We start from the raw sequence: 12,010 nt of genomic DNA on the forward strand, positions 1-12,010 counted from the left end.
TTATTAGTTTACCTCCTCCACATATTTAAGACTATCGACAATTTTTACCGCTGTCTTAATGGGACCTTTATAGTAAAAATGATAAACAAATCCTTCATTTGTCTCCCATTCAATATCAGTATAAGCTTCACTTCTTGTACCCCGAATATTGATTCTACCATCATGAATGTTTTTATTTTTTAGCCAATTCACTTTCTTCATTGCATCAAACAAATCTTCCGCTTGTTGATAGGGCTCGTCCCCGTTATCACCATCAAAACGCATTGACCATGATTCGCGTTTGGCGTAAATAATCGATCTAATCCACGGTTGAATCCATAATTTAGCGCCATCTTTCTTTTTATAAAAAACAAAGTCATGGGGTCGGTCGCTGCGTATCACATTACCGACAAAACCGGATAGCTCGCCGATTCGACTTGATTCAGGTGTATGATCAAATGCCAGTTTATTAGCTGGGTAAGGTTTATCTGTAGTCTCAATATAAATACAGTACCAATTTTCTTCCGTATCAACATATACAGAGGTATGATTCGTCTTCCCTTTTTGTTTCTTCCAATAGGTGGGCAATAATACTGGAACATTAGTATGTTGGTATAGATCTTTTTCGACTGGTTGTAAAAAAGGAACGATTTCCTTCGGTTTCGCCATTGCGGAAAGGAAAAAAATGCAAACGAGAGAGAGCAAAATGAGCTTCCTCAAATAAATCCTTCTTTCAGTAGTTAGTTTTTTATCATTATTTGTTTTAACAAAACAGAATAGTGATGGTAATATCTGCTGGTAAATTCTTAACGAGTACCAATTTCCTTTGGGATATTTTCAAATGAAGCATTATTGGGAATGGGGACTCTACAAGGAGGAAATCCAAGAGGTAATGGAATTGGAAAAACACTTTTACGATACTTATATAGATATGGCAAAAATACTTGAATATAATAAACAGCCCTCTCTAATTAATTGAGAAGTGCTGTTTACTATTTCAGTCCTGAGCGAACTGAGTTTAATTTATTGTTCAATCAGGATTTTCAAATGTAGAAAAAGTATAACAAAAACTTAAAATGGCTAAATTCCTTTGGATGGGCTTTTATTTACTTTAATATTCTCCTTTAATGACAAAAAAAGAGCCCCGAATGATTCCCGCTAGAGTAGACTTCTGCTTAGCAAACTTAAACTTTCCTTCTAGCTCCTTTGGTACCTCCATCCCTTCAGAAAGCTTAAAACCAACGGCCCGTTTTGGCTTAGGGCCATCAACCGTATACAAGACGTTGACTTCAAGACCATCTTCATATAAGACGAAGGCCCATTTGATATTTTCTACTTGGAAACGGGACGTTTCTAAAGGTTTGGCTGCAAACTCAAGATTACGTTCTTTCTTTAAAATTTGGTTCACATAATCAAGGGTCTCTTGGCTTTCGTTAGCAGGCACAACGGTAAATTCATGCTTGTATTTGTTCATAAAGTAACGGGCTTCATTAGCACGTAAACCAGCTAGCGCTTCTGCAACTGGTGAAGACTCTAAACCAACAGTAGAAACATTTTTAAAATTAACGATATAGGACATTTTCATCTCTCCTTTTATCTCTACAAGAGAAATTATTACTATACTTCCCATAAGCAATACAGTTAAACCTCGTATAGTTAGGTTACTATACACTGTATCACAAGTTAAGCATATAACGTTTTATGGATTTCCTTGTGAACATAATTAGGTGAAAATGAACAATTTTAGTACATTTTCATTTTTAAGTTGTAGGTTTTAGTAGTTTTTTGTAGGTCGTAGTTAAAACTAAGAATAACACTATAGAAAAAGCGACAACAAAGGGCTACTAATTTAAGGAGGGTTTTAATGAAGAAGTTTGGTCTTGCTTCGCAAATTTTTGTTGCACTTGTACTCGGTATTGTTATTGGTGCTTTATTTCATGGTAATGAAACAGTCATGGCCATTATCGCTCCGATTGGCGATATTTTTATTCGTTTAATCAAAATGATTGTGGTCCCGATTGTCATCGCTGCATTAGTGGTTTCAGTAGCGGGAGTTGGCGATATTAAAAAGCTAGGGAAATTAGGGGGAAAGACGCTTCTTTATTTTGAAATTGTCACGACCATTGCGATTGCGATTGGACTGCTTTCGGCAAACTTGTTCCATCCGGGCTCTGGTTTAGATACCAGTAATCTTGAAAAGAGCGATATTTCAAAATACGAGGCGACAACGCAAACAGCTGAAAGTCATGGATTTGCGGAAACGATTGTCCATATTGTGCCGAAAAATATATTTGAATCCATGGCTCAAGGGGATTTGTTGCCAATCATTTTCTTTTCAGTATTTTTTGGACTAGGAATCGCGGCGATAGGGGATAAAGGAAAACCTGTCCTAGGGTTTTTTGAAGGTGTATTGGATGCGATGTTTTGGGTGACAAATCAAGTGATGAAGTTCGCACCATTTGGTGTGTTTGCGCTGATAGGAGTGACTGTTGCTAAATTTGGGATAGCATCACTAGTCCCTTTAGGGAAATTAGTAGTGGCTGTGTATGTAACAATGATAATTTTTGTGTTCGTGGTTCTAGGATTAATTGCAAAAATGTCTGGTACAAGTATTTTTGTTTTAATGAAAGTGTTAAAAGACGAACTAATATTGGCTTTTACAACTGCGAGTTCAGAAGCAGTTTTACCAAGGCTAATGGATAAAATGGAGAAGTTCGGTTGTCCGAAATCGATTACTTCTTTCGTTATTCCAACAGGTTACACGTTTAATTTAGACGGTTCATCCATCTATCAAGCACTTGCTTCACTTTTTGTTGCCCAAATGTATGGGATTAATCTATCGTTGACTCAACAAATAACCTTGTTAATGGTACTAATGTTAACTTCAAAAGGAATGGCCGGTGTTCCGGGTGCATCATTCGTTGTCGTTTTAACAACACTGGGTTCGATGGGATTGCCAATAGAAGGTGTGGCATTTATCGCCGGTATTGATCGCATTTTAGACATGATACGAACAGCGGTTAATGTATTGGGGAATTCTTTAGCGACGATTGTCATGTCAAAGTGGGAAGGTGAATTTGATGAAGAAAAAGCAAATGATTACATTAATTCCACTAAACAGGCAAACGTTGCGTAAAATCAAAACGCTGGATTGATAAAAATTATTTGAAATTAGTTATGTGGAGTGCTGTTCACAACTTGAAAGAAGAGATAAATAATATGTAACAGTGAGTAGGGGGCCTTTCCTGAGTGGGAAGGCTCTTATTTTATTTTCATGAACTACAGAGACAAATATAGTTCAGCCTTTGTTAACTCGGGTTATGGGTAATGAAATAAACGATAGTACTTCGTTCCTAATTGTCATGACCTTCATATACTACCTGAAAACAAAATAAATTTAAGGAGGTCTGACGTTGAACTATTTTACCCATCCATACACGAATCCTTATAGGAATCAATCTGTTCATTCAGGAATTAGACAGAATACGCATATACTTGATAAACAAATAGGAGATGTAAATGGCGACAATATACCAGATCTTATTTACCTAGTAGGTGAAAAGACAGAGAATCCTTTTTATGAGCATATAAAAGTTGCCGTCCAGGACGGTAAGACAATGTTGTGGTATGTGATTCCATTGGATCCCAAATACAGTATGGCCTATACTCCATGGCTGATTCTTGGCAGCTTTACTAATTCAAATAGAAATGAAATGATGGTCAATCTGCCTGTGGGCGGAAGCGGGGGACTAACCTATTACTATGTCATATCATTTCTTGATAACCATGCAGAATATATACTTGGACCGGAGCAGTTTATGACACTTTCGGATACATTGGGATTTGAAGTGATCTATATGGATAATTATCGAGTACTTGTTAAAAGTGAAAAACTTAATCAATCTTATACATTGGATATAAGTTCCAGAAAAAAAGTTTATGAAGGCACCGTTTATGACAAGGATGGTAAGCTTATCAAACCTCTAGAAGGGTTTGTCATTGATCTACCCCAGCTGTATCCGATTAAAATAGACGGAAGTGTGCCATATAAGCTAGAAGCGCAGCATGATATAGCAGGAACATCACATGCTGACCAGCTAGGATCAATCGTTTTATACTGGAAATATACAGGAAATAATCGATCCTGGGTTTTAGATCCCGAAATGTTTTTTGTACTGCTTGAGTAATTTAGTATTTATTTTTGAGCCGTAAGGGGGGAATTTCATGCCTTGGCAGCAAAAAATTGGATACTTATTAGGTCAGCCTGTAGGAATTTCGTTTATTGATGGTACTGGAACTTCAGGGGTCTTATGTGATGCATATGGTGGTAGCGTGTACGTCATGGAGTATTTATATCAGTCTCAATTTGCTCTTAAGCATTATAACTACAACATGATTCAAGATATTCATCCTTTTCCAGGGTGTAATCATCCCCATCAACAAAACCATCCAGTAGCCTTTTAAATTACGAGGTAAAGATAGTTGATTATGTAATTAGATAAAATAACCTGATATCAAACATTTTTGTCAGATATTAGGTTTTACTTACTTATTTTTCGAATAGAACTTACAGTTAGTATCAATAGTGGAATCCCGACATAATTTAGGGGAATAAGAAATGGGATTATAATCATCTCTGGAAACTCCAGGGTAGCTGAATCGAAATTAGGGAATAACAGAGTAATTGCAAAGGCGGCCACAGCCTTAAAAAGTGGCTCTGAAATTTACTGCTGATAATATAGATAGTTTGTGAATAAACCTACTTAACCAAAACTAGATAGTATTAATATTTTTATACAAATAATTTCAATATCAGAAGACTAAGTATGCTAAAATTTAGTTAAGGGGTGGTTGAATGAAAGATGAAAACAAACCTTTTAATGATGTAATTGACCATTTCAACAAGATTGAAGGCAATGCTGCTAATCTCGCTAAAACTGATGTGAATAAATTGCCAAAACCAATAAAATACATTGGATACTTTATGATTGGTTTCATTACATTAACTATACTGCTAATGATTATTTTAAATCTATTAAATTAACTGATACTGATATTAATCTCCAGGCTGCCATTCTTGGCGGCTTTTTATTTTTCAGCAGACGGATTTTTAGAGGTTTTACTATGTTTTTCATTCCTTATAAGTGAACCAAATTTATCTGTACTGGACATTACCTTCTTTATCAATCATTCTTTATCAATCATTCTTTATCTATCGGTTGTTGAATACCGTCTTTATATAGATCGAGAAAAATGTCACCATTCGTACTTTTAACAGCATAACATACTTGTTCTAAAGTCAATCCCCGCTTATATAGTTCTTTGTAAAGCCATTCATCAGTTAGTTCATTTTGTTTTAAATTTTTTTTAATTATTTTACCATCCATTATTAGTTCCACAGGAAAAGACGCTTTACTAGTTGAGAAAATTTTTAAATCTTTCCGGGTGACTGGAAGATATTCTGACTTAAGTAATACCGAAACTCTTCCATTCAGCTCAAGTACTGCGTACTGAACTTCTTCAATATCAAATATATTCTTTTCCCTTAATTCTTGATTTAAAGTATCCAGGTTCAATTTAATTTTCTTTAAATTTTGTTCCAGTATTTTTCCATTTTCAATGATAACCGTGGGTTTTCCAGAGAGAAATTTTCTTGCTTTACGGCTATTTAAGGTAATCCAAGTAAGAAGATAACCAATACCACTATACGTTATTAAAGATGCTGTAATCTGCCAAGATTTTAAATTAATGTTAAAAGCTAAATTAGCAGTAAGTGAACCTAATGTTATTGCAGCAACAAAATCATGGTAAGTCATTTGGGAGATGGTTTGTTTTCCAAGTTTACGAGCAATAATCATTATCAAGAAAAATGCAATAATCGTTCTAATTATTATTTGTAAAGTCTCATTCATAGTTTTTCCCTCTATTACAAAGTTAATAATAGGCTTTGTTAAACTTATCAGTTGATGTATTCTTAAATCGGTGAAATGAAATAATTTTTGAACTAAATTTATTTGCATTTTTTAATATTCTCGTATGCAAAGGAAATATTCCTCAGAGTGGGATGGATAGAGGGATATCTCCGGCTTTTAAAGAATACAATTTTATAAATAAGCTTAGCAAAAGTGGTGAGATAAATAGGGGGAAAATGTAATTTCTTTTTGGAAAATGTTACGGAAAAATGGATAATTAACAGGCTTCGAAGCGCTGGTTGTGTTTACGCTGAAGATGAGACCCGGTTACTTATCTCAGAGGCACAAACGCTAGAGGACCTTAAGAAAATGGTAGAAATGCGTGCCGATGGTTTACCTCTTGAATATGTTGTAGGTTATGCAGAGTTCTGTGGTTTGCGGATAGAAGTGGAGCAAGGCGTTTTCGTGCCTCGCCAACGTACCGAGTTTCTTGTTCGCCAGGCAGAAGCCTTGTTATGCACTGATGATATCGTCGTTGACCTATGTTGCGGGTCCGGTGCTGTGGGTGTAGCACTGGCGGCAGCTTTAGGACGAGTTGAATTATACTCTGTTGACATTGATCCTGTCTCAGTACAATGCGCTGGACGCAACGTGACTGATTTCGGTGGCCATGTTTTTGAAGGTGACTTGTATAAAGCTCTGCCCCACTCGCTTAAAGGCCATGTGAACATCCTAGTTGCGAATGTACCTTACGTTCCTACCGAGTCAATCAAGTTGCTCCCACAGGAGGCTCGCCTATATGAACCGAAGGTGGCGCTTGATGGCGGAGAGGATGGACTTGACATTCAGCGAAGAGTAGTAGAAGAAGCATTTCTCTGGCTAGCACCTGGAGGACATCTTTTGATAGAGACGAGCAGAATACAGGCACCTCAGACCTTTGAAATCTTTTCAGGTGCTGGGTTAACCGCAAAATTGACTAGGGATGAGGAACTGGACGCTACTGTCGTAATCGGGTCAAATCCTAGGTTTTAGCGTAATTAAGTACATAGTCTTAATCACAACCAACAAATAAACAAAAAATCTTTATTCATTATAAGAGCGCTTTTCTTAAGCTAAAAAAGGCATCTGCTTTTGGGGAATATTTCAAATAAGGAAAAAGAGTCGGTCTTTTAAATCCGACTCTTCCTTTTATTAATGAGATTGTGGTATTGAAGTTTCGGCTGAAATAACCGTATGTTTTAACAACATAGAAATAGTTACTGGGCCAACACCTCCAGGGACTGGTGTAATGGCTCCTGCTTTTTCGAAACACTCCATATAATCAACATCACCAACATTTCCCTTTTTATAGCCTGCATCAAGGACAATTGCTCCGTCTTTAATCCAGCTACCTTTAATAAAGTTCGGTTTCCCTATCGCAGCTACAACTATATCAGCCTGCTTTAATAACTCTGATAAATTTACAGTGTGAGAATGACAAGTGGTAACTGTTGCATTTGCATTTAAAAGTAGTGCTGAAACTGGTTTACCTAAAATAGGGCTCCTACCGACAACAACAGCATGTTTTCCAGTAATCGATATTTTGTAATATTTAATGATTTCCATGATGGCTGCAGGGGTACAGGAAGGGAATTTCCCAAAACCGAAGGCAGTTTGACCAAAACCGATACTTGTCACTCCGTCCACATCCTTCGCAATATCAATAGATTCGAACGCTTTTCGCTCGTCAATATGTGAAGGTACGGGATGTTGAAGGAGTATTCCATGCACTGAGTTATCTTGATTTAATTCTTCGATTACCTTTAAAAGGTCAACTGTTTGAGTTTCTTTTGGTAGATGAATTCGTAACGATTTTATTCCAATTCTTTCACAAGCATTTCCTTTCATCTTCACATAGGTTTCTGACGAAGGATCGTCACCTACTAATATTGTAGCTAGACAGGGAGTAACTCCTCTTTCTTTCAAATCTTTGACTCGACCAATTAAATTTTCTGTGATATGTTTTGCAACAATCCTACCATCTAATATTATCTTTTCCATTGAAAACCCTCCTTAAATATAAAAAGAGATAAGGATATAATCCCTATCTCTGCCCAGACGACCCGACTAATATAAATGCGGTTTCCATGTGGTTAAATCCACAATTGCCGTCAGTTACCGCACTATTATATTCTTATTTCTTTGAGCATATCATACAAAAAATAGCTGTTCAATAGAAGAGTTTTCTGAAAAGGAAACAAATGAGACCATGGGAAAAATAAAGCTTATTGTTTTCGAAAATCTAGAGATGGATATGTACTATAATTATTCGATGTCACTAAATAAATCCTGGGCGGACCCATAGGAAGTATAAATGTGGATATACCTATAAAAAACCTCATTGGTAATTTTATTTTGTTTTTGTCAATTGGTTTTATCTGCCTTACTTTATAAAAAGAATAAACAAAGTAAGGATATTTTCAATTGCAATTTATCAAAGGATTAGTGAAACTTGTTATTATAGTTACAGTCAATTAAACTGAACCTAATTGACTAAAACTAAGGATTTGCAATTTAAGGAGGAACTAGGATGTTTACATCAGTGAATGATTTCTTAAACGAATGGAAACAAGAAGCAGCAGTTACCCAAAAAATACTGGATGTATTAACGGATGAATCGTTGAATCAGGAAGTTTTCCCAGGATTATATAGTATTGGAAGCCTGGCTTGGCACATTGCTGGTGCAGCTTACTTCTTTCCATCACAGGTAGGATTAAAATTTGAGACTCCTGATCTTAAAAAAGAGGCGCCGAAATCAGCTACTGAAATCAGCGAGACTTACAAAACAGTAAGTCAACGGTTAGCACAAGCATTTTCTGAACAGGTTTCAGATGAAAACTTCAATAAAATGGTGAATTTATTTGGTAGGGAAATGCCATTTCAAGCTGTTTTCCGTCTGCTAATTCAACATCAGGCTCATCATCGCGGACAATTGACTGTCCTTATGAGACAAGCTGACTTGAAAGTTCCAGGCGTATATGGTCCTAGCAAAGAAGAATTGGAAGCAATGAAATCATAAAAGAGCTGAAATCTTCAAAAAGTAAAAAAGAGGATATACAGATAATCCGGTGATTGGATCGGCTGTATATCCTCTTTGCTTTCTAACCATCAATAAGGAGAAAAATCTCATCGCCTTCTATAGATGTTTTATAGGTTTTGACACATCCCGTATCCGGCTCTTGAACCATTCCATTATCTAGGCAGATCTTCCAATCATGCATCGGACAGAAAACAAAATCTCCACTCACAACTCCCTCTGCCAATACTCCGCCTTTATGCGGACAGCGGTTTTCAACCGCGCGGATGCTTCCACCTGAAAGTTTAAATACGGCGATTTCTTTATCACCGACACGCACTGTTTTTCCTAAACGATCCGGTAATTCATGAACAGTACCAACTAATAATTTTAATGCTGCTAAGCTTTTATTTACCACGCTGTCATCTCCTCCTTTGAATAATCCTTAGATTTAAGACATTACTACACTATCAAATAAGTCTTTTTTCTTTTTATTGTCATTAATAATCTCTCTCCATGGATCTTTGAAAATGGATAACGTTTCTTCCATACGAGCGTTCAATTCTTTCCGCTTATCCGTATCCTCCAATATCGATTGCACGTGTGCTAAACTAACACGCTCAATCCAAGCAGACGTACGTTCCAAGTAGTTGGCGGTTTCGCGGTAATACTGCAAATATGCACCTGTAATTTCCATTACTTCTTCGTTCGTTTTTACCTTGTATAACAAATCTCCTCCGCGTACATGAGTTCCGCCGTTACCGCCGATATAAATTTCCCAGCCACCGTCAATACCAATAAATCCAATATCTTTAAAGCCGGATTCGGCACAGCTTCTAGGACAGGCGGATACTGCCATTTTTACCTTGTGAGGTGTTTGAAGACCTTGAAATTTCTTTTCCAATGCGATTCCAAGAGCCATTGAATCCTGCGTGCCAAAGCGGCAGAACTGTTCACCAACACAGGTTTTAACAGTGCGGAGGGATTTTCCATACGCATACCCTGGAAGGCATATCGAGATCTTCCCACACTTTTGGCAGGTCTTCTTTTTTGACACCGAACAGGTCAATACGTTGGCCGCCTGTTAATTTAACTAAAGGAATCTCATATTTATCCACCACATCTGCAATTTTTCTCAAGTCTTGAGAATTGGTCACTCCGCCGTACATAGCTGGTACAACTGAGTATGTGCCATCCTTTTGAATGTTCGCATGCATCCGTTCGTTTACCAAACGGGATTCTTTTTCATCTTTATATTTCGTTGGATTGACCATTCCCAAGTAGTAGTTTAGAGCTGGTCGGCATTTGGAACAGCCTTCTTCTGTGCTCCAGCCAAGGACGTTCATGACTTCTCTTATATGAGTCAATCCTTTTGCTCTTATTTCTTCCACCACTTCATCCCTTGATAATGTTGTACAATCGCAGATTGCTTCTTTTTGAGAATTTGCATCAAATTCCGCTCCTAACGTATGCTGTAACAATTCCGCTACAAGCGGTTTACATCCACCACAAGAACGGGAAGCACTTGTACAGGCTTTTATTTCATCGACTGAGCAGCAACCTTGTTGTTGGATTGCCTGGACAACGGTTCCCTTTGACACTCCGTTACAGCCGCAAATGATTTCATCATCTGTCATGCCGGCAACTAAACTGATGCTTGACGCTTCACCAATCGGCTTCAAAATGGATACTTTCTCTGTATCCGATATATCTGCTTGCTTTTGGATCAAGGAGTACAAGCGGTTGCTATCACTACTGTCACCGAATAGTACAGCTCCGACAATTTGATTCTCTCGCAATACTACTTTTTTATAAATTCCATCTTGTTCATCGAACACCTTGATTGCCTTTTTGTTTTCACCTTCTGTGAAGTCACCGGCAGAGAATACTTCTACACCTGAATACTTTCAGTTGAGTGGATAAAACTGATCCCTGGTACGGCTTTGTTTCTACACCACAGATTGCCTTCGCTAATACTTTTCCTTGTTCGTACAGAGGGGCAACTAATCCGTAGGCGATTCCATTATGTTCAGCACATTCTCCAACTGCGTATATATTTGGGACATCTGTTTGCAAATAGTCGTTGACAACAATTCCGCGATTAACAGAAAGACTACTACCTTTTGCTAAGTCGATATTTGGTTTGATTCCAACCGCCATGACCACTAAGTCGACTTCCAATTCGGTACCGTCGCTAAACCTTAATCCTTCGACGCGATCTTCACCAAAGATTTCCTGAGTTTGTTTTTTTAATAAAAATTTCATCCCTTGATTCTCTAATTCTGTTTGCAATAGCTTACCTGCTGTCGGATCCAATTGTCGTTCCATTAAGTTGGGAGAAAGGTGGATGACTGAAACATCCATTCCCAGATTTAAAAGGCCTCTTGCCGCTTCTAATCCAAGCAGTCCGCCTCCGATAACGGCGGCCTTTTTATATTTTCTTGAAGCAGCAAGCATTTCGTCCGTATCTTTAATATCACGGAAGGCTGTTACTCCTTTTTTATCCGCTCCCGGAATCGGAAGGATAAACGGATTAGATCCTGTTGCCAAAATTAGTTCATCATACGGCTCTATTCTGCCTGAATCGGTCACGACCAATTTTTTATCGGAATCAATCTTTATTACTGTTTCCCCTGTATACAATTGAATATTGTTTTCTTTGTACCAATTCCAATCATTTAGTGTGATATCCACGACTTTTGTGTCGCCTTGCAACACCTTGGATAATAAAATTCTATTATAATTCGGATGTGGCTCGCTTCCGAAAATCGTAATCTCGAATTTTTCCTTAGAAATATTCAATATTTCTTCAATGGCTCTAACACCAGCCATTCCATTCCCTACGAGTATCAACTTCTTTTTTTCCATTCGGCGATTCCTCCTATTGGCACGTTGTTTAAGTAAAGTAAACTCACTAAACTATAACATGGTTTGTTGAATACGTGACTTGTTATGTAAGAATACCTCACAAACTTTTCTCAGAATGTAATATCCTCAAAAATGATTTCTTTCGCTACACCTATTTTTGAGATGTTTTTTAATTGGTTTTTAAGGTTCGAGAAAT

Annotated in this window: 11 protein-coding genes, 1 pseudogene and 1 riboswitch; of the genes and pseudogenes, 6 read left to right on the forward strand and 6 right to left on the reverse strand. The window is 37.3% G+C overall.

Annotated features, from left to right (window positions below; translation table 11 throughout):
• Positions 1-3 precede the first annotated feature (3 nt).
• Both RGF10_RS09525 and RGF10_RS09530 read right to left on the reverse strand, forming a co-directional pair.
• A complete protein-coding gene (locus RGF10_RS09525; RefSeq protein ID WP_318508797.1) occupies positions 4-699 on the reverse strand; it encodes a hypothetical protein in 696 nt (231 codons plus the stop codon).
• 391 nt (positions 700-1,090) lie between these two features.
• Positions 1,091-1,558: a DUF8821 family protein gene (locus tag RGF10_RS09530; RefSeq protein WP_318508798.1), complete on the reverse strand. Its 468-nt coding sequence runs from the start codon at positions 1,556-1,558 to the stop codon at positions 1,091-1,093.
• Between the two features lie 285 nt (positions 1,559-1,843).
• Between RGF10_RS09530 and RGF10_RS09535 the strand changes: the two genes are divergently transcribed.
• The 4 genes from RGF10_RS09535 to RGF10_RS09550 all read left to right on the forward strand — a co-directional run bounded on the left by RGF10_RS09535 (position 1,844) and on the right by RGF10_RS09550 (position 5,023).
• Positions 1,844-3,115, forward strand: a complete 1,272-nt coding sequence (locus RGF10_RS09535; protein WP_318508799.1) for a cation:dicarboxylate symporter family transporter — start codon at positions 1,844-1,846, stop codon at positions 3,113-3,115.
• A gap of 277 nt (positions 3,116-3,392) precedes the next feature.
• On the forward strand, positions 3,393-4,166 hold the full coding sequence (locus RGF10_RS09540; RefSeq protein WP_318508800.1) for a VCBS repeat-containing protein: 774 nt from the start codon (positions 3,393-3,395) through the stop codon (positions 4,164-4,166).
• 37 nt (positions 4,167-4,203) lie between these two features.
• Positions 4,204-4,443 (forward strand): hypothetical protein, encoded by a 240-nt coding sequence (locus RGF10_RS09545; protein ID WP_318508801.1) that lies wholly within the window; start codon positions 4,204-4,206, stop codon positions 4,441-4,443.
• Positions 4,444-4,834: 391 nt separating this feature from the next.
• On the forward strand, positions 4,835-5,023 hold the full coding sequence (locus RGF10_RS09550; protein WP_318508802.1) for an amino acid transporter: 189 nt from the start codon (positions 4,835-4,837) through the stop codon (positions 5,021-5,023).
• Positions 5,024-5,180: 157 nt separating this feature from the next.
• On the opposite strand, the gene RGF10_RS09555 is transcribed toward RGF10_RS09550, so the two are convergent.
• Positions 5,181-5,891: a DUF421 domain-containing protein gene (locus tag RGF10_RS09555; RefSeq protein ID WP_318508803.1), complete on the reverse strand. Its 711-nt coding sequence runs from the start codon at positions 5,889-5,891 to the stop codon at positions 5,181-5,183.
• A gap of 249 nt (positions 5,892-6,140) precedes the next feature.
• Here RGF10_RS09555 and RGF10_RS09560 point away from each other — a divergent pair, with 249 nt between their 5' ends.
• Positions 6,141-6,923, forward strand: a complete 783-nt coding sequence (locus RGF10_RS09560) for a putative protein N(5)-glutamine methyltransferase (RefSeq protein WP_318508804.1) — start codon at positions 6,141-6,143, stop codon at positions 6,921-6,923.
• A gap of 159 nt (positions 6,924-7,082) precedes the next feature.
• Here the strand turns inward: RGF10_RS09560 and RGF10_RS09565 are convergent, their stop codons facing one another.
• Positions 7,083-7,931, reverse strand: coding sequence for a bifunctional 5,10-methylenetetrahydrofolate dehydrogenase/5,10-methenyltetrahydrofolate cyclohydrolase (locus RGF10_RS09565; RefSeq protein WP_318508805.1), 849 nt, complete (start codon positions 7,929-7,931; stop codon positions 7,083-7,085).
• Between the two features lie 44 nt (positions 7,932-7,975).
• Positions 7,976-8,059, reverse strand: a riboswitch (ZMP/ZTP riboswitch).
• A 401-nt stretch (positions 8,060-8,460) separates the two neighbouring features.
• Between RGF10_RS09565 and RGF10_RS09570 the strand changes: the two genes are divergently transcribed.
• Positions 8,461-8,949: a DinB family protein gene (locus tag RGF10_RS09570; protein WP_318508806.1), complete on the forward strand. Its 489-nt coding sequence runs from the start codon at positions 8,461-8,463 to the stop codon at positions 8,947-8,949.
• An 82-nt stretch (positions 8,950-9,031) separates the two neighbouring features.
• Here RGF10_RS09570 and nirD read toward each other — a convergent pair whose 3' ends face one another.
• A complete protein-coding gene (gene nirD / locus RGF10_RS09575; protein ID WP_318508807.1) occupies positions 9,032-9,364 on the reverse strand; it encodes a nitrite reductase small subunit NirD in 333 nt (110 codons plus the stop codon).
• A gap of 33 nt (positions 9,365-9,397) precedes the next feature.
• Positions 9,398-11,814: pseudogene (gene nirB, locus RGF10_RS09580) on the reverse strand (nitrite reductase large subunit NirB).
• Positions 11,815-12,010: the final 196 nt, after the last annotated feature.

This window comes from Bacillus sp. T3 (assembly GCF_033449965.1).
GTDB lineage: Bacteria > Bacillota > Bacilli > Bacillales > Cytobacillaceae > Bacillus_BU.

Coding starts and splice junctions, on each gene's coding strand:
- RGF10_RS09530 (WP_318508798.1), bottom strand. CDS start 1,558: ATGTCCTATATCGTTAATTTTAAAAATGTTTCTACTGTTGGTTTAGAG.
- RGF10_RS09535 (WP_318508799.1), top strand. CDS start 1,844: ATGAAGAAGTTTGGTCTTGCTTCGCAAATTTTTGTTGCACTTGTACTC.
- RGF10_RS09545 (WP_318508801.1), top strand. CDS start 4,204: ATGCCTTGGCAGCAAAAAATTGGATACTTATTAGGTCAGCCTGTAGGA.
- RGF10_RS09550 (WP_318508802.1), top strand. CDS start 4,835: ATGAAAGATGAAAACAAACCTTTTAATGATGTAATTGACCATTTCAAC.
- RGF10_RS09555 (WP_318508803.1), bottom strand. CDS start 5,891: ATGAATGAGACTTTACAAATAATAATTAGAACGATTATTGCATTTTTC.
- RGF10_RS09565 (WP_318508805.1), bottom strand. CDS start 7,931: ATGGAAAAGATAATATTAGATGGTAGGATTGTTGCAAAACATATCACA.
- RGF10_RS09570 (WP_318508806.1), top strand. CDS start 8,461: ATGTTTACATCAGTGAATGATTTCTTAAACGAATGGAAACAAGAAGCA.